Source organism: Trinickia camelliae (genome assembly GCF_053525655.1).
The window spans coordinates 172,288-189,681 of record NZ_JBCHAA010000014.1 but is presented as its reverse complement, the minus strand read 5'-3'; the positions used below and the strand labels follow the sequence as shown (position 1 = coordinate 189,681).

At 64.3% G+C, this 17,394-nt stretch carries 15 protein-coding genes; 5 read left to right on the top strand and 10 right to left on the bottom strand.

The features are described 5' to 3' along the window. A complete protein-coding gene (locus AAHK20_RS22860; RefSeq protein ID WP_449183775.1) occupies positions 1-1,464 on the top strand; it encodes an efflux transporter outer membrane subunit in 1,464 nt (487 codons plus the stop codon). 112 nt (positions 1,465-1,576) lie between these two features. Here the strand turns inward: AAHK20_RS22860 and AAHK20_RS22855 are convergent, their stop codons facing one another. The 4 genes from AAHK20_RS22855 to AAHK20_RS22840 form a co-directional block, all read right to left on the bottom strand. After that, the gene (locus tag AAHK20_RS22855) at positions 1,577-2,419 is read right to left on the bottom strand and encodes an ABC transporter permease subunit (protein ID WP_449183829.1); all 843 of its coding nucleotides are present in this window, start codon (positions 2,417-2,419) and stop codon (positions 1,577-1,579) included. Continuing rightward, entirely contained in the window at positions 2,419-3,348 is a 930-nt protein-coding gene (locus tag AAHK20_RS22850; RefSeq protein WP_449183774.1) for an ABC transporter permease subunit, read from the bottom strand. Before AAHK20_RS22850 ends, AAHK20_RS22855 begins: the two co-directional genes overlap by 1 nt. Then, a complete protein-coding gene (locus AAHK20_RS22845; RefSeq protein WP_449183773.1) occupies positions 3,345-4,505 on the bottom strand; it encodes an ABC transporter ATP-binding protein in 1,161 nt (386 codons plus the stop codon). Before AAHK20_RS22845 ends, AAHK20_RS22850 begins: the two co-directional genes overlap by 4 nt. 91 nt (positions 4,506-4,596) lie before the next feature. Further along, a complete protein-coding gene (locus AAHK20_RS22840) occupies positions 4,597-5,697 on the bottom strand; it encodes a polyamine ABC transporter substrate-binding protein (RefSeq protein ID WP_449183772.1) in 1,101 nt (366 codons plus the stop codon). A 493-nt stretch (positions 5,698-6,190) separates the two neighbouring features. On the opposite strand from AAHK20_RS22840, the gene AAHK20_RS22835 reads away from it, so the two are divergent. Continuing rightward, the gene (locus tag AAHK20_RS22835; protein WP_137332345.1) at positions 6,191-6,394 is read left to right on the top strand and encodes a DUF1289 domain-containing protein; all 204 of its coding nucleotides are present in this window, start codon (positions 6,191-6,193) and stop codon (positions 6,392-6,394) included. A 169-nt stretch (positions 6,395-6,563) separates the two neighbouring features. On the opposite strand, the gene AAHK20_RS22830 is transcribed toward AAHK20_RS22835, so the two are convergent. From AAHK20_RS22830 to AAHK20_RS22815, 4 genes are all read right to left on the bottom strand, one after another. Beyond that, positions 6,564-7,196: an OmpW/AlkL family protein gene (locus AAHK20_RS22830; protein ID WP_449183771.1), complete on the bottom strand. Its 633-nt coding sequence runs from the start codon at positions 7,194-7,196 to the stop codon at positions 6,564-6,566. Positions 7,197-7,333: 137 nt separating this feature from the next. Next, a complete protein-coding gene (locus AAHK20_RS22825) occupies positions 7,334-8,524 on the bottom strand; it encodes an NAD(P)H-dependent flavin oxidoreductase (RefSeq protein ID WP_449183770.1) in 1,191 nt (396 codons plus the stop codon). Positions 8,525-8,679: 155 nt separating this feature from the next. Beyond that, positions 8,680-10,272, bottom strand: coding sequence for an ABC-F family ATPase (locus tag AAHK20_RS22820; protein ID WP_449183769.1), 1,593 nt, complete (start codon positions 10,270-10,272; stop codon positions 8,680-8,682). A gap of 196 nt (positions 10,273-10,468) precedes the next feature. Beyond that, on the bottom strand, positions 10,469-12,859 hold the full coding sequence (locus tag AAHK20_RS22815; RefSeq protein ID WP_449183768.1) for an AsmA family protein: 2,391 nt from the start codon (positions 12,857-12,859) through the stop codon (positions 10,469-10,471). 161 nt (positions 12,860-13,020) lie between these two features. Between AAHK20_RS22815 and AAHK20_RS22810 the strand changes: the two genes are divergently transcribed. Continuing rightward, positions 13,021-13,713 (top strand): ABC transporter ATP-binding protein, encoded by a 693-nt coding sequence (locus AAHK20_RS22810; protein WP_449183767.1) that lies wholly within the window; start codon positions 13,021-13,023, stop codon positions 13,711-13,713. Continuing rightward, entirely contained in the window at positions 13,710-14,519 is an 810-nt protein-coding gene (locus AAHK20_RS22805) for an ABC transporter permease (protein ID WP_449183766.1), read from the top strand. The genes AAHK20_RS22810 and AAHK20_RS22805 overlap by 4 nt, the downstream gene beginning before the upstream one ends. Positions 14,520-14,548: 29 nt before the next feature. On the opposite strand, the gene AAHK20_RS22800 is transcribed toward AAHK20_RS22805, so the two are convergent. Then, positions 14,549-15,121: a DUF6013 family protein gene (locus AAHK20_RS22800; RefSeq protein ID WP_449183765.1), complete on the bottom strand. Its 573-nt coding sequence runs from the start codon at positions 15,119-15,121 to the stop codon at positions 14,549-14,551. Positions 15,122-15,287: 166 nt separating this feature from the next. Then, entirely contained in the window at positions 15,288-16,304 is a 1,017-nt protein-coding gene (locus AAHK20_RS22795; RefSeq protein WP_449183764.1) for a zinc-binding alcohol dehydrogenase family protein, read from the bottom strand. A 126-nt stretch (positions 16,305-16,430) separates the two neighbouring features. Here AAHK20_RS22795 and AAHK20_RS22790 point away from each other — a divergent pair, with 126 nt between their 5' ends. Continuing rightward, positions 16,431-17,393 (top strand): LysR family transcriptional regulator, encoded by a 963-nt coding sequence (locus AAHK20_RS22790; protein ID WP_449183763.1) that lies wholly within the window; start codon positions 16,431-16,433, stop codon positions 17,391-17,393. Position 17,394: the final 1 nt, after the last annotated feature.

Below are 17,394 nucleotides of genomic sequence, written 5' to 3'. Positions count from 1 at the left end.
ATGGGAAATATTCGAGCCGTAACATCAGCCGCCGTGCTCGCCCTTGCAGCCTGCTCGTTCGGCCCTTCCGGCGAACCGCCCGCCATGCCCTCGCCTGCGCACTACGGTGCCGAAGCGCAGCCCGCGCAGACGGTCGCGGCTCAGGGCGTCGCGCAGCATTTCGAAACGGGCGCGCAGCCCGTGCCCGACTGGTGGCGCCTGTACCAATCGGACGCGCTCGATGCGCTCGTCGACGAGGGCCTGCGCAACAGTCCCACGCTCGCCGCCACCGACAAGCTGCTCGCCTCCGCGCACGAGCAGCTTCGCGCGCAGATCGGCAGCTCGCTGCTGCCGCAGATCGATCTCGGCGGACAAGCCACGCGCCAGCGCGCGCTTGCGATTCCCGAAGCCGGTCCGCAGACGTTTCTCTACAACGTGTTCGCCGGGCAGATCCAGACGCACTACACGTTCGATATCTTCGGCGCGGCGCGCTTGGCGAACGCGGCGCTGGGTGCGCGCGTGGATCAGCAGGCATATCAGCTCGATGCCGCGCGACGCGCGCTCGCGGCCAACATCGTGACTGCCGCGATCAACGCCGCCGCGCTGCATGCGCAGATCGACACCACTGAACGGCTCGTCGACCTAGCGAACGAACAGGCGCAGGATGCGCAACGGCGCTACGAGCTAGGCTCGCTCGCGCATGCCGACGCGCTGAACGTCCAGCAAAGCGCTTCTTCTTTGGCCGCTACCCTGCCCGGACTGCGTCAGCAGTTGGCCACGACGCGTCACGCGCTCGCCGTGCTGCTCGGCCGCACGCCTGATGCCGCGCCGCCCGATCTCGACCTCGCGAGCCTCTCCTTGCCCGACCAGGTGCCGGTCGTCGTGCCGTCGGATCTGCTGCGCACGCGGCCCGACATCCAGGCGGCCGACGCGGCGCTCAAAGGCGCCGCCGCCGATGTCGGCGTAGCGACGGCGCAGATGTTCCCGAGCTTGTCGCTGACGGCGTCGATGGGGCAAGGCGGGTTCAGCTGGCCGGTCGCGCTCTCGGGCGCGGGGGCGATCTGGAGCCTCGGCGGGTCGCTCACGCAGCCGATCTTCCACGGCGGCGCCCTGCTCGCGCAGCGGCGCGCCGCCGTCGACGCCTACGACGCCGCGGTGCTGCAGTACAAGCAGACGGTGCTGTCGGCGTTCGAAAACGTGGCGGATACGCTCGCGTCGCTCGAACACGATGCGCAGGCGCTCGATGCGTCGAGCGCGGCGGCCCGCGCCGCGCGGCAAGCCTACGACGAAACCGCCGCCCGCTACCGGCTCGGCGCCGTGCCGATTTCGACGGCGCGCTCGGGCGAGCAGCAATATCAGAACGCGCGGCTCGACGAAATTCGCTATATGAGCGCGCGCTTAAGCGACACGGCCGCGCTGTTCCAAGCGATGGGCCAGCCGCCCGCGAGCAACGCCGATGCAGGTAAGAGTCTGGCGAAAAATTGAAGCTGTTGGGGACGTTGCGGAAACCTTGACGCTGCCGCTTTCGACGAACACGCCGAAAGCGGCAGCCAGCCCGCCATGACAACCGATGGTCAGATCAGAAGCAAGCCGCCCGTCATGCGACTTCGAGTTGCGCCAAGGCCCGCTCTTCGGCCATGCGCCGTTTCTCCGCGCGCAGCATGTAGTAGTTGATACCCACCACGCCGACCGTCACGACGACGATGAACAGCGTCGCGAGCGCATTCATCTCGGGATTGAGCCCCAACCGCACGCGCGAGAACACGACGAGCGGCAGCGTCGTCGACCCCGGCCCCGACAAGAACGCCGACAGCACCAGATCGTCGATCGACAGCGTGAACGACAACAGCCACCCGGACACGAGCGCCTGCGAGATCAGCGGCAGCGTGATCGCGAAGAACACCTTGAGCGGCGTGGCGCCGAGATCGAGCGCGGCCTCTTCCAGCGACGGATTCAGGTCCCGCACGCGCGACTGCACGATGATCGCGACGTACGAGATACAGAGCATCACGTGTCCGATCCAGATCGTGACGATGCCTCGGCCTTCGGGCCACCCAAGCCACTTGCCCATTTCGATGAAGAGCAGCAGCAGCGAAATGCCCTGGATCACCTCGGGAATCACAAGCGGCGCGTTGATCATGCCCGTGTAGAGCGTGAAGCCGCGAAAGCGCCCCATGCGCGCAAGCACGAAACCGGCCCACGTGCCGATGATCACCGACGCGAACGCCGTCAAGAGTCCGATGCGCAGCGACAGCCACGCCGCCGCGATCAACTCGTCGTCGTCGAGAAGCGCCTCGTACCACCGCGTCGAGAAACGCGTCCAGACCGTGACGAGCTGCGACTCGTTGAACGAGTAGATGATCAGGCTGAGGATCGGGATATACAGAAAAGCAAAGCCGATGCCGAGCGCGACGACTTGCAGAGTGCGATTCGGTTTGATCATCGGCGTTCTTCCATTTGCTTGGCTTGGAAGTGCTGGAACATCGCCATCGGCACGAGCAGCAGCAGCACCATCGCGCACGTCACCGCCGAAGCCATCGGCCAGTCCGCGTTGTTGAAGAATTCATTCCACATCACGCGACCGATCATCAGCGTGTTCGCGCCGCCGAGCAGTTCCGGAATCACGTACTCGCCCACCGCCGGGATGAACACGAGGAGACACCCCGCGATGATCCCGTTCTTCGAGAGCGGCAGCGTGATCGTCACGAATGCCTTCCACGGCTTGGCGCCCAGGTCGTAGGCGGCCTCGAGCAGCGTGAGGTCCATCTTCACCAAGTGCGCGTAGAGCGGCATCACGAGAAACGGCAGATACGAATAGACCATGCCGATATAGACCGCGGTATTCGTGTGATAGAGCTCGATCGGCTGGTGGATGATGCCCGTCCACATCAGGAAGTTGTTCAGCAACCCGTTGTTCTTCAGGATGCCGATCCATGCGTACACGCGAATCAGGAACGACGTCCAGAACGGCAGCATCACGGCCATCATCAGGACGTTGCGCGTCGACGGATTCGAGCGGGCGATGTAGTACGCCATCGGATAGCCGAGCAGCAGACACAGGAGCGTCGTGATCGCCGCCACGACGACCGAATTCACGTAGGTCGCGAAGTAGAGGCTGTCGCTCAGCAGGAACGCGTAGTGCGCGACGTTGAGCGAAATCTGCACGACGCCGTTCTGGATCGCGACGAGCTCCGTATAAGGCGGAATCCCGAGCTGCAGTTCGGCGAAGCTGATCTTGAGGACAAGCAGGAACGGCACGAAGAAAAACAGCAGCAGCCAGATGAACGGCCCTGCCACGACGGCCGTGCTGCCCGTCAGCTTGAAGCGCCGCGTCGGCCACATCAGCAGTGAATTCAGAGTGCTTTTCATGCCGTCAACACCACACCTGCCGAGGCGCTCCAGCGCACGTAGATTTCATCGCCCCAAGTGGGCGATTCGATTTCGGTGAGCGCGAGGCTCGACACGTTGGCGATCACGGTTTTGCCCGAGTCGAGCTTCACGTGATAGAGCGAGTAGCCGCCCATGTACGCGACGTTCGAGATCGTGCCGTGCCCCCAGTTGAACGCGCCCTCAGGCGGCTTGCGCGTGAGCGCGATGCGCTCCGGGCGCACCGAGATCGTGACGGGCATGCCGAGCGGACCGGTGATGCCGTGGTTCACGTAAAGACGCGTCGACAGCTCGGTGGTCTCGACGAACACGTGATCCGGCTCGTCCTCGACGACATGGCCGTCGAACAGATTCGTCGAGCCGATGAATTCGGCCGAGAAGCGTGAGTTCGGGAATTCGTAGACTTCGTGCGGCGTGCCGAGCTGGACGATCTCCCCTTCGCTCATGACCGCGAGGCGGTCCGCCATCGTCATCGCCTCTTCCTGATCGTGCGTGACCATCATGCAGGTGACGCCGACCTTGTTGAGAATGTTGACGAGCTCGATCTGCGTGCGCTGGCGGATTTGCTTGTCGAGCGCGGACATCGGCTCGTCGAGCAGCAGCAGCTTCGGGCGCTTGACGAGCGAGCGCGCAAGCGCGACGCGCTGCTGCTGCCCGCCCGAAAGCTGATGCGGCTTGCGCTTGGCGAAGCGGCCCATCTGCACGAGATCGAGCGCGCTCTGCACGCGGTCCTTCAACTCCGCCTTCGGCACGCCTTCCTGCTTCAAGCCGAACGCGACGTTCGCTTCGACCGTCATGTGCGGAAAGAGCGCATAAGACTGGAACATCATGTTGACCGGCCGGCGGTACGGCGGCATCTGCGCGAGATCCTCGCCGTCGATCAGGATCTTGCCCGAGGTGGCCGTCTCCAGGCCCGCGAGCATGCGCAGCAGGGTCGACTTGCCGCAGCCCGAGCTGCCGAGCAGCGCGAACAGCTCCCCTTTCTGAACCGACAAATTGACGTTCTTGACAGCGAACGTCTCGCCGAACTTCTTCACGACGTCGACGATCTGCACGAAGTTGTCCGCCGCCACCGGGGCGGGAGATTTGGCGAAGGACGGCGTGCCGGTCCCTGCCAGCGCGCTCGATTGGTCACTCATGATCTGCTGCTTCACTCCAGACGTTTGACGAACAAAGCCCCCGGTCGGCACCGAGGGCTTCATGACTACATGCCGATTTACGGCGTAACGCTTAGCGGCCCGACTTGAATTCCGTCCACAGCCGCGTTTCGAGCCGCTGGATTTCCGGCGGCAGCGGTTTCAGCAGGAACAGCGTCTTGATGACGTCCGGGCTCGGGTACACGGCCGGATCGTTCGCGACGTCCTTGTCGACGTACTTGCGCGCTTCCGTGTTCACGCTCGGGTAGTACACCGCGTTCGTGATGGCCGCGTGGACTTGCGGCGTTTCGATGTAGTTGATCCACTGGAGCGCGGCGTCCTTGTGCGCGGCGTCCTTCGGAATCGCCATCACGTCGAACCAGACCGGCGCGCCGCCCTTCGGAATGTAGTACTCGACCTTGTACGCCTTCTTCGCCTCGACAGCGCGGTGCTTCGCGATCACGACGTCGCCCGACCAGCCGTACGCGAAGCAGATGTCGCCGCCGACCAGGTCATTGATGTAGCCCGACGAGTTGAATTGCGTGATGTACGGACGGATTTTCTTCATCATCGCGAGCGCCGCGCGATAGTCGTCAGGGTTCGTGCTGTTCGGGTCTTTGCCGATGTAGTGCAGCGCGGCCGAGAAGACCTGGTCCGGCGCGTCGAGCACCGAGACGCCGCAGGTCTTCAGCTTCGAAATGTTTTCCGGCTTGAACAGGATGTCCCAGTTGTCGAGGGCGACGTCCTTGCCAAGGATCTGCTGTGCCTTCGTCACGTTGTAGCCGAGGCCGGTCGTGCCGTACGCCCAGGGCACCACGTACTTGTTGCCCGGGTCCGCGCCGGCGACGAGCGCCATCAGCGACGGATCGAGATACTTGAGGTTGGGCAGCTTCGATTTGTCGAGCGGCTGGAAGATGTTCGCGGCGATCTGCTTGCCCGCGTAGTTGCTTGTCGGCACGACGATGTCGTAGCCCGAGTTGCCGGTCAGGAGTTTGGCTTGCAGCGTGTCGTCGCTGTCGTAGTTGTCGTATTTGACCTTGATGCCGGTTTGCTTCTCGAAGTTCGGAATCGTGTCCTTGGCGATGTAGTCCGACCAGTTGTACACGTTCAGTTGCGTATCCTTCGCGCTTGCCGTCAAGGCCGCGGTCGCGCACAACGCCACTGCCGCCAGTTGTGCCGCCATTTTTACTTTCATTCGCTTCTCCATTGCGATCGAACCGGGTCGAACCCACACCCTTGCCCGTGCTGCCGCTTTGTGCCTACCGCTCATGGCTATCACTGACCAAGCGCCAAGCGGGCAGCCCCCCTTTGAAACCTGGAAAACTACCATTAAATATCGTGCTTTTTGCAAAAAACGCCAAGTTGTCGCGCAAAGGGTACAGCGTCTGGCAGCCGCGATCGCCCAACAGACTTCTTACGCACGCTTGGCGCCTCGCTCCAAGGCGAAACCGGCGCAATTTTATCGGGTTATCGCCGACTGTCTACCGTCCAAAAAAGACATCGGGTCAAGAAGCCACAATTTGGGGCGGAATGGGACGCCAGCCGGGCCTGAGACGGACGCCGGGCGCCACGAAATTCGCCCGATACCTTCGGTTCGCTTTCATTGCCACCAGTCGCTGCCGGCCGCTGCCGCGCTTGCGATAACATGGCGGTCTTCCCGGTCTCCGGTCTCGAATGAAAGGTCCTCGATGCCATCCAACCTCCATGCCCTGCCCGATAGCCCGTGCATCGGCGTCTGCTCGACGCTCTTCGACGAAGTCTGCAAAGGATGCGGGCGCACCGCCGCCGAAGTGTCGAACTGGGTTTTCCTGAGCGACGAAGAAAAGCGCGCGGTGTGGGAGCGCATCGAGCGCGAAGGCACGGCCATGCGGTTTCAGTACGACAAGCTCTGAAATTTGGCGTGAGAAAAACGAAGCCCCGCGCACCGGCTGTTGATGGCCGACGCGCGGGGCTTTCTTATTGCGGGCACCGCGTGTCGCGAAAGCATCGAATATCGATGCGCTTTCGCGACGTATGACAGATGGTATGGTCTCCTCTGCGCCAGGTGCCGCTGCGTTTCGTTTAGAACTTCATGCCGACGCCAACGCCGACGATCACCGGATCGATATGCAGCGTGCCGAGGTTCGTCTCGCCGAGCGTCGCATTGGTGCGCATCCAGATCTTCTTGACGTCCAGATTGACGAACAGGTTCTTCGCGACCTGGACATCGACACCGGCCTGCAGTGCCGGGCCGAAGCTGCTGCGCGTCACTTGAATGCCTTGATCGCCGACGTGGAGCCCGTCGTTATAGAAATACGTGTAGTTCAGACCCGCACCGAGATACGGACGAATCTTGCCCGCATGATTGAAGTGATATTGCAGCAGAAGCGTCGGCGGCAGGACGTTCACGCCGCCCAGATTGCCGAGCGCCGTCGAGGTCAACTGGTGTCGCGAGGTGCCGAGAATCAGCTCGACGCCGATCGCATCGCGAATCATGTAGGTGAAGTCGACTTCAGGAACGATCGCGTTGTTCACGCCGACGCCGAGGCCCTCCATCGCATCGCTCTTGCTGATGTTCGGCTGGATGCTGATGCCGCGCACGCGCGCGAGGATATCGCCCTGATAGATGCCATCGCCATTCGACGCGGCATTGGCGATCGCCGGTGCTGCGACGACACAGGCTGCGCACAACGCGGCGCGTAACCACTTGTTCATGACTTCTTCTCCGTTGTCGTATTGAGATTGAGTGAATTGTCCTGACAGAACGGAGAGGTCACGTTGATCTTGGTCAAGCGCGTCATGATGCGTCGCGCGCGCATTGACCTCGATCAACTCAACCGGATGAACTCAACTTAGCTCAGTGCGTACGCGCAACGGTTTTCGACGACCGGCCGCGCAACGCCGGTCATTAGCAGTTCCAACAGATCACGCACGCTGCGAATCGCGCGACCGAACGGCAAGGCCTCGCGTCCGCGGAAGAACAAGCCGTTGTTGACGTCGCCGCGCAGCGCCGCCGCGAGGCGAGTATCGATGCAGAAGTGGCCGAACTTCTCGATCCCGTCGCGCAAGCCGCACACCGACAAACATTCGAGCGCGGTCGGACATGAGTTCTTGACCAAGCCGATTTTGTTACGGATGCGCGCCTCGTTGCGCAGATAGCGATCGAGCCACGGCGTCTTCACCGCGCGCGCCGGCAGGCCGGTGACGCTCACGAATTCGACGATGTCCTCGGGCGTTGCGTCGGCGAGCACGCGCTTGAAGTTCGGATGCGCATCGCCCTCCTCCGTCACGGCGAACGGCGTGCCGAGCTGCACGCCGTTTGCGCCGGCCGCGAGGCACGCGCGCAACGCTTCATGGCTGTTGATGCCGCCGGCGACGATGAGCGGAATGTCCGCGCGCGAAAGGCCGAGCGATTCGATCGTCTGTGTCGTTTCTTCGATCACGCGCGCGAAACCGAAGCGCGCGTCGTTCATGTCGGCGAGATCGGTCACGCCAAGGTGGCCGCCCGCATACGCCGGATGCTCGATCACGATGGCGTCGGGCAAGCGGTTCTTCTTCATCCACTTCTTGAGCACGAGCGCGATGCCTCGGCTGTCTGACAGGATCGGGATCAGCGCGATATCGTGTCCCTGCGTCAGATCGGGCAGATCGAGCGGCAGGCCCGCGCCCATCACGATCGCATCGGCGCCGTGCTCGCAGGCGGTGCGGACGTAGTCCGCGTGGGAGCGTACGGCCTTCATCACGTTGACGGCAATCATGCCGTGCCCTTCGGCGAGCGCTTTCGCCGCGCGAATCTCACGCTCGAGCGCAATCAGGTTCGCTTGCTCGAGCGTCTCGCGTTCGGGCTTGGCCTTGCACATCTCGATGAGGTCGGCGTGATGATGGCGCAAATCGATGCTGGAGATCGTGCCGAGCGCGCCTTCGCGCGCGACGCTGCCGGCCAGACGATGCGCGGACACGCCGACGCCCATGCCGCCCTGCACGATGGGCAGCAGCGTACGGCCGCGAATCTTGAGCGGGGGGAACGAAGAACTGGAGATCATCGATGGCCTCAATTTGATATAGCGATGTAAAGGCCAGATGATCGGGGTTCATGCGGGGCGCATTTTGCGCAAGATCAAGAAAAACGGCGCTTGCGATGTATCGCAAGCGCCGTTTTGATTTGGGTCAGTCAGCTGACTTCAGGCGGGAACCGAAATTACTCCACACCCTGGCTCGCCAGGAAATCCTCGTAATTCCCACCGAAGTCATACAGCGTCCCATCCGTCCGCACTTCAATGATCCGGTTCGCCAACCCGCTCACGAACTCGCGATCATGCGACACGAAGATCAGCGTGCCTTCGTACTTCTCGAGCGCGATCTGCAGCGACTCGATCGATTCCATGTCCATGTGGTTGGTCGGCTCGTCCATCAAGAGCACGTTATGGCGGCCGAGCATCAGCTTGCCCCAGATCATGCGGCCCTTCTCGCCGCCCGAGAGCACCTTGACCGACTTCTTGATGTCGTCGGCGTTGAAGAGCAAGCGGCCCAGCGTGCCGCGCACCATCTGCTCGTCGTCGCCGTCCTTGCGGTAATCGTCGATCCAGTCGGTGAGCGTGACGTCCTTCGGAAATTCTTCGTAGGTGTCTTGCGGCATGTAGCCGACGTTCGCGTTCTCGGCCCACTTGACCGTGCCGCCGTCCACCGCCACACCGCCCTGCAGCGAGCGCAGCAACGTGGTCTTGCCCGCGCCGTTCTCGCCGATGATCGCGATGCGCTCGCCCGGCTGCACGCTGATGCTGAAGTTCTTGAAGATCGTGCGGTCGTACTGCTTCGTGATGGCTTCGGCGACCACCGCGATGTTGTGCAGCTTTTTCTCGTACTCGAAGCGGATGAACGGGTTCTGCCGCGACGACGGCTTGAATTCCTCGATCTTGATCTTGTCGATCATCTTCAAGCGGCTCGTGGCCTGGCGGGCCTTCGACTTGTTCGCCGAGAAGCGGCGCACGAAGTCCTGCAGGTCGGCGACACGTTCCTTCGCCTTCGCGTTCGCGGCGGCCTGGCGCTCGCGGGCCTGGGTCGACGCGAGCATGTAGTCGTCGTAGTTGCCCGGGTAGACCTTCAGCGTGCCGTAATCCATGTCCGCCATGTGCGTGCAGACCTGGTTCAGAAAGTGACGATCGTGCGAGATGATGATCATCGTCGAGTTGTACTGGTTGAGGATGTCTTCCAGCCAACGGATCGAGTTGATGTCGAGGTTGTTGGTCGGCTCGTCGAGCAGCAGCACGTCGGGGTTCGAGAACAGCGCCTGAGCGAGCAGCACGCGCAGCTTCCAGCCAGGGGCGACGTTGCTCATCGGACCGTTGTGATCTTCAATGCGGATGCCGATGCCGAGCAGCAGTTCGCCCGCGCGCGCTTCGGCCGTGTAGCCGCCGTATTCGGCGAACTTCGCTTCGAGCTCGGCGGCGTGCATGTAGTCGTCGTCGGTGGCGTCGGGGTTTGCATAGATCGCGTCGCGCTCGCTCATCGCGGCCCACATTTCGGCGTGGCCCATCATCACGACATCGAGCACGCGCACGTCTTCGTAGGCGAACTGGTCCTGGCGCAATTTGCCCAAGCGGATGTTCGGCTCGAGCATCACGTTGCCCGAGCTCGGATCGAGGTCGCTACCCAGGATCTTCATGAAGGTCGACTTGCCGCAGCCGTTCGCACCGATCAGACCGTAGCGATTCCCTCCCCCGAATTTGACCGAGATATTCTCGAAGAGGGGCTTAGGCCCGAATTGCATGGTGATATTGGCAGTAGACAGCACGGCGCGTCCCTTTGAATGATAGATCGGCGAAAAACCGGGTATTTTAGCAAGTTTTTGGCGCGAATGGGCGCCACGGCCGATGCCGGGCCGGCCACACGCCTGTCAATTTGGCGACGCGATGAGGCAAGCGCGTGACGGCGGCGTCGGCTTTGGCGCCTTCGGCACCCAATGCTCGCTGCGTGAAACGGCGCGCGCGTCAGCTTCCCTTGTACTGGGCGGCTTCGGCCGGGCTCAACGAGCCCGCGGCGGGCGGCGCCGTGCGCGCGCTGCCCGCGGCGCCCGCCTGCGCGCCGGAAGCGGCGAGCGGCGGCTTGCTCGGCTCTTTTTTGCCGGGCGGCGGCGCACTCGGCGCCGCTTTCATCTGCGAGAGCAAGTCGTTGCAAGGCAGCGGCTGGTTGTTGCTCGGAGCGATCAGCGGGATCAGCGCCGCGAACGGGTTGATGAGGCCGAGCCCCACCATCGCCCCCGCGCGCAGCGCGAGCGCCCCCGCGTCCACGCCGACGTGCGGGTCCTTGAACGTGCCCTTCACGTAAAGCGGCGAGCGTAGCGTGAAGACGCGAAAGCCCTTCGTGTGCGGATGGATGCCCAGATTCATCGACTCGTCGCGCAGGTCGACATGGCCGTCGATATTGATGATGGCGTCGTCGGTATCGAGCGCGAACGTGCGCGAATCGAGCACGCCGTCGGTCGCGACGAAATCGGCCACCGCGCAGTTGATCTTCACGTCCTGGCTACCGAACATTTTCTCGTAGACGACATTGGCGACGTTGAGCCCCGCCGCCTCCATGAGAAACCGGCTGATGGTGCCCTGGGTCACCACCGCCTTCACTTCGCCGTTGGAGGTCGCGGCGAGCGCCGCCGGCGAGTTGCCGGTGGCCGACAGCGCCGCGTCGCCGTTGACCTCGCCGAGCGCCGATTGCATCGTCTTCACGCTCGGGAAAAGCTGCTTGAGCTTCAGGTGCCGCGCGGAAGTCGTAAAGCGTCCCTTGAGGGGCGCAGCGCTGCCGTCGAGATGGATGGTCGAGGACAACGTGCCGCCCGCCACGCCGAAATTGAGCGGCTCGAGCGACAGCACGCCGTCCTGCATCACGACGTGCGTATACAGGTCGGTGATCGGCAGATCCGCGTTCTTGACGATGCGCTTGCCGGTGAACTTCACGTCGGCGTCGATCGCTTTCCAGCGGTCGGTCTGGAACGGCTCGACGGGCAACACGCGGTTCGCCGGCTGTCTCGAGGTGTCGCCGCTCTTGGCCTTGCTCGCGTTCGTGTCCGCACCGATGATCGGCGCCAGGTCCGAGAACTGCAGCACGTTCGAGACCAGTTCGCCCGAAAGCATGGGCCGCGGTTCGCGGCCCGTGTACGTGATCGAGCCGTTGATGTCGCTGCCGCCCACGCGCCCCGTGAAATTCTCGTACGTGAATTCGCTGCCGCCCGCCTTGAGGCGGCCGATGAGGCGCCCATCGGTCGCATAGGGTGGCGTCCGCGGCAGCGTGACGCCGGTGATCGAATACAGGTGCGAGAGGCTCACGCCCGCGAGCCAAAGCCGCAGGTCGAGCGCGGCGAGGTGCGTCGGGTCGGTCAGCGTGCCAACGAGCGCGAGATGCGTGTCGCCGATACGCACATCCGCTTGCAGCGGGAATGGCCGGTCGCTGCCCTGCACCGCGAGCACGCTGCCGAGCTTGCCGGAGCCCGAGATCGCGGTGCCCTTGTAAGTGCCCTTCGCGGTCCAGCCGAGTGCGTACGTGAGCGCGGGTTGTCCGTTGGCGGCAGCGCCGGACGCCGGGGGGATGATCGCGCCGGAACCCGCTGCCGCTTCGGACATACCCGACGCGCCCGACGCCGCCTGCGCGGCCGCTGCCGCGCTCGCCTGCGCCGCCAGCTGTTGCGCGCCGCGCTGCCCGACCGCCTGCGCCGACGCTGTCCGCGACGACGCTTCCTGCTCCTTCAACACGTCCCCAAGCGGAACAGCCTGCCCGAGCGTATCGATGCCGATCTGCATATCGACTTGATTCTGCGCGTCCGCCACCGCAACGCTGCCCTTCGCGAACGCGAGGTCGCGCAACTGCAAGGTCCACGTGCTCGGCCCGTCGGACGACGCGAGCTTGAACGTCCAGTTGTTGCGTCCGTCGGCGAGCCGCTCGACGTCGATCGACGGATTCACGAGATCGATCGACGGAATCACGATCGTATGCGTGAGGAGCGGCAGCACTTCGACTTCGAAGCCGATCTGGTCGAGGGTCGCGAAGTGCGGCGACTTGGCCCAGTCCGGGTTGCCGACCGTGATGTTCTGCGCGGTGAAGCGCGGCCACGGCACCCAGCCGCGCCAGCCCGTCTCGCTGGCCGGACGCTGCCAGCCGATGCGCAGATCGCCGTTGATCGCGAACGGCCGCCCGATTGCCTGGGTCACCTTGTCGTCGATCCACGGACGCGCGCGATTCCAGTCGAAGGTCACCGCAAAAATGACCGTCGCGCCAATGACAACAACGACGATCGCGAGCAGCCACGCAATGATCTTGCCAAGCGTTCGCGGAACGCTGCGCGACGCCACTGCGGCGCTTGTGCCGTCTTCTTTCTTTTCTGAGGACATGAGCGGGTTGGGGCTCGATTGACGCCCATCTCAATTTGGGTTCACATGCAGAGCCGCAGCGAGCGTGCCCGGCCAAGGGCGCATATTATGACGCACCGCCGCAACGAAACGGCCCTCGCGCCGTTCGCTGCCGTTGCCATTCATCAAGCATCCCCACATCCATGACGCCTTCTGCTCTCGTCGAAGCACACGGCATCGTCCGGCGCGATTCGCAGCGCGGACAAACATTGCTCACGCCAACCGACTTCGCGCTTTATGCCGGCGAGCGCGTCGCGATCAACGGGCCGTCCGGGTCGGGCAAAAGCGTGTTCTTGCGCGCGCTGGCGCTCCTCGATCCGCTCGCGGCCGGTTATGTCGCGTGGCAGGGCAAGCGCATCGAGCGCTCGGCGATTCCACGCTACCGGCGCAGCGTCGCCTATATCCGTCAGCGGCCGGCGCTGCTCGACGGCACCGTCGAAGACAACTTGCGCTATCCGTACACCCTCGCAGCCTACCGCGACGCGCGCTTCGACCGCGCGCGGGCCGCGACGCTCGCCACGCAGGCCGGCCGCGCCGCCGACTTCCTCGACAAGCAGGCCAGCGAACTGTCGGGCGGCGAAGCGCAGATCACCGCGCTGATCCGCGTGCTGCAGCTCGAACCTGAAGTGCTGCTGCTCGACGAGCCGACTGCGTCGCTCGACCCGCAGGCGTCGCTCGAGATCGAACGGCTCGTCACGCGCTGGTTCGAGGCCGCGCGCGACGCGCGCGCCTATCTATGGGTCTCGCACGATCCGGCGCAGGCGGAACGCATGTGCGAGCGCGCCCTGTCGATGCGCGCGGGCCAGCTTGGCGCGCTGACGGAGACCGTGCGATGAACAACGTGCTGCAGGACCTGAGCCTTTGGCATGTCGCGATCGCGGCGCTCTTGATCGTCGTGAACGGGGCGGTGTCGGTCGCGCTGTCGCTCGATCTCGGGCGCAAGCTCGCCTGGGCCGCGGTGCGCACCGTCGTGCAGCTCCTCGCGATCGGCTATGTGCTCAGCTGGGTGTTCGCGAATGCGCGCTGGTACGTCGTGCTGCCGCTGATGGCGCTGATGACGATCATCGCGGGCTTCGCCGGCTCGCAGCGCGGCGCGCGCACCTATCGCGGCCAGCTCGCGGACAGCATCATGTCGATCTGGGTCAGCTCCTGGCTCGTCGCCGCTGTCGGACTCTTCGTCGTGATCCGCATCCATCCGTGGTACGAGCCGCAGTACGCGATCCCCATTCTCGGCATGGTGCTCGGCAACACGCTCACCGGCGTGTCGCTCGGCATCGAGCGGATGACGGAGGAATTGACGGCGCGGCGCGATCGCGTCGACATGGCGCTCGCGCTAGGCGCCACGCGCTGGGAAGCCGCGCAAGGGCCCGCGAAGCAGGCCGTGCGCGCAGGCATGATTCCGACGTTGAATCAGATGGCCGTGGTCGGCGTCGTGAGCCTGCCGGGGATGATGACCGGCCAGGTGCTCGCCGGGCAGTCGCCGCTGCAGGCCGTGAGATATCAGATCGTGATCATGTTCCTGATCGCGGCATCATCGGCGCTCGGCACGGTGGGCGCCGTGCTGCTCACCTACCGGCGGCTCTTTTCGCCGGAGCACCGGTTTCTGGCGTCGCGGCTCGTCGAGCGCAGCGCGCGGCGCTAGCGCGCTGCGCGCGTTTCCTCTTCGACGCTTCAGCGCTTGGCGGACACCGATACCGTCGAGCCGTCGCTCAACGTGAGCGTCTTCACGCTGCCGTTGGTCGGCATCGTGAATCGCACGATCTGCGCGAGGGACGCGTTCTTCGGACACTGGATATCTTTCCCGCCTGACTTGACGGCAGCCATGCCGTGCGGCGTCAGCGCCTGGAAGCTCATCTGCACGGTCGCCGTGCCGTCCGGCGCGACGACGGGCGCGAAGCGGATCTGCGTCTGCCGGATCATCGCGCCGTTCGCATCGAGCGGCAGCGACGCGTAGTCCGGACACTGCTCGACGACCGCGACGGGGCCGCCAGGCGGCACGGTCTTCCAGTTGAAGTCGTCGGTCTGGCCGGAGCTGATCGTGCGCGTCTCCTGCGAGTTGCCGAATTGCTTGGACGTGACCTTGACGGTGTATTGGATCGGTCCGTCGAACGGCACTTGCGACGTGACGGTGATCGGAGGCGCCGCGTAGGCGGCTGCGGCGAACAGTCCCGCAGCCAGGGCGGCAACGGCAACAGCAGCGGAACGGGAAGCGTAGACGGCGAAGGGTTTGTGGCGACGGCTCATGCTGTGACCTCCTCGTTGTGCGGCCCCGCGACACGCGACGCAGGCCGCGCGAGCCGGATGCATGATGCCTTTAAAGTCTAACGCCAACCGGCCCTTGCCGCGCCGGTTGGTGATCGGGTATTACCCCGCTTGCGGTTGCGTCAAAACACGGGGTCAAAACGCAGCCTCAAAACCCGCTCAGCACCAGCTTGCCGATCGCGCGCCCTTCTTCGAGCATTTGATGCGCGCGCCGCACATTGTCAGCGTTGATCGCTCCGAGATTTTTACCGACCGTCGTGCGCAGCGCCCCAGCATCGACGAGCCGTGCAACTTCGGTCAGAAGCTTGTGCTGCTCGATCATGTCGGGCGTGCCGAACATCGAACGCGTGAACATGAATTCCCAGTGAAACGCCGCGCTCTTCAATTTCAGCAGCTCCACCGCGATCGGCTTGTCGTTCTCGACGATCGTGCAGATGCCGCCTTGCGCGCGGATCGCTTGTGCCGCCGCCGGGAAATGCTTATCGGTGTCGTTGAAGATCAGCACGTAGTCGACCTCGGCGAAACCCGCTTCCTTCAATTGCGCGGGGATATCGCCGAAGTGGTCGACGATGTGATCGGCGCCGAGCTCGCGCGCCCACTTCGCCGATTCGGGGCGCGAGGCCGTCGCGATCACGGTTAGCTTCGCCAACTGCTTCGCGAGCTGAATGCCGATCGAGCCGACGCCGCCCGCGCCGCCCACGATCAGCACCGACTTGCCCGCGTCCGCGCCCTGCGGTGACACGCGCAGCCGGTCGAACAGCGCTTCCCAGGCGGTGATCGCCGTGAGCGGCAACGCGGCGGCCTGAGCGAAATCAAGCGACGCCGGCTTGCGGCCGACGATGCGCTCGTCGACGAGGTGGTATTCGCTGTTCGCGCCCGGCCGCGTGATGCTGCCCGCGTAGAACACGGGGTCGCCCGCCTTGAACAGGGTGACATCCGGGCCGACCGCCTCGACGATGCCCGCGGCGTCCCAGCCGAGCACGCGCGGCGCGGCTTCGACGGTGTCCTTCGGCGAGCGCACCTTGTAGTCGACCGGATTGACGGAGATCGCCTCGATTTTGACGAGCAGGTCGCGGCCGGTCGGCTGCGGCTTGTCGATCTCGACGTCGATGAGGGCTTCCGGGTGGTCGATCGGCAGATAACGGTAAAGGCCAACGGCTTTCATAGCGGCTCCAGATGGGTTTTCGGTTTGCTATCGAGCTCGGCGAGCTGATTTGAGTTCATCGTAAAGCGACCCGCCATCTGAGAAAACCGCCATAATCACTGAAACATTTTCTTGATTTTCAGAAGAATGGAAACACCGTCGCTTCCAGCCGTCCCAGCGGGGACCGGCAGCCGCCTCGATTTGCTCGACGTCGCGCTGTTCCTGCGGGCAGCTTTGCTTGCCAACGTCTCCGCGGCCGGGAGGGAGTTTGGCTTGTCGGCGGCGGTCGCGAGCGCCCGGCTCGCCAATCTCGAGAGGCTGCTCGGCGCGCGCCTGCTGCATCGGACGACGCGGCGCGTGAGCCTCACGCAAGAAGGCGAGGCGTTCATCAAGCACGCGCAAGCGCTACTCGATGCGGCCGATGCCGCTCGCGCGTCGGTCGGCCACGCGCGCGACGAGCCCCAGGGACGGCTGCGCGTCTCGATGACGTCGTCGTTCGGGCGCCAGCATATCTCGCCCGTGATCCCCGAGTTCCTGCGGCGCTTTTCAGGCGTCTCGGTCGATTTGAGGATGTCGGACCGGATCGTGGATCTCGTCGACGAAGGCATCGACGTGGCGATCCGCATCGGCGCGCTCAAGGATTCGTCGCTGGTCGCGCGCAAGCTCGCGGTGAACCGGCGCGTGATCTGCTGCGCGCCCGCGTATCTGGAAGCGCATGGCGTCCCGCATCATCCGGAGGAACTCGCGCGACACGAATGTATCGTGCTGTCGGGCCAGCGCGACTGGTCGTTCATGACGCCGGCGGGACCGGTCAGCGTCCGCGCCGGCGGGCGGCTCGCCACCGACAACGGCGAGGTGATCCGCGACGCCCTGCTCGCCGGTTTCGGCATCGCCATCAAATCGACGTGGGACGTCGCCGGCCATCTGGCGAGCGGCAAGCTCGTGACCGTGCTCGACAGCTATCCGCTCGCGGAAACGGTGGCGATCTGGGCGGTCTATCCGACGCGCGCGTTCGTGCCGACCAAGACGACGGCGTTTATCGATTTTCTGGCGGCGCATTTCGGCGATCCGCCGTATTGGGATTTGCCGAGCACGGGCGCAGCCGAGTAGC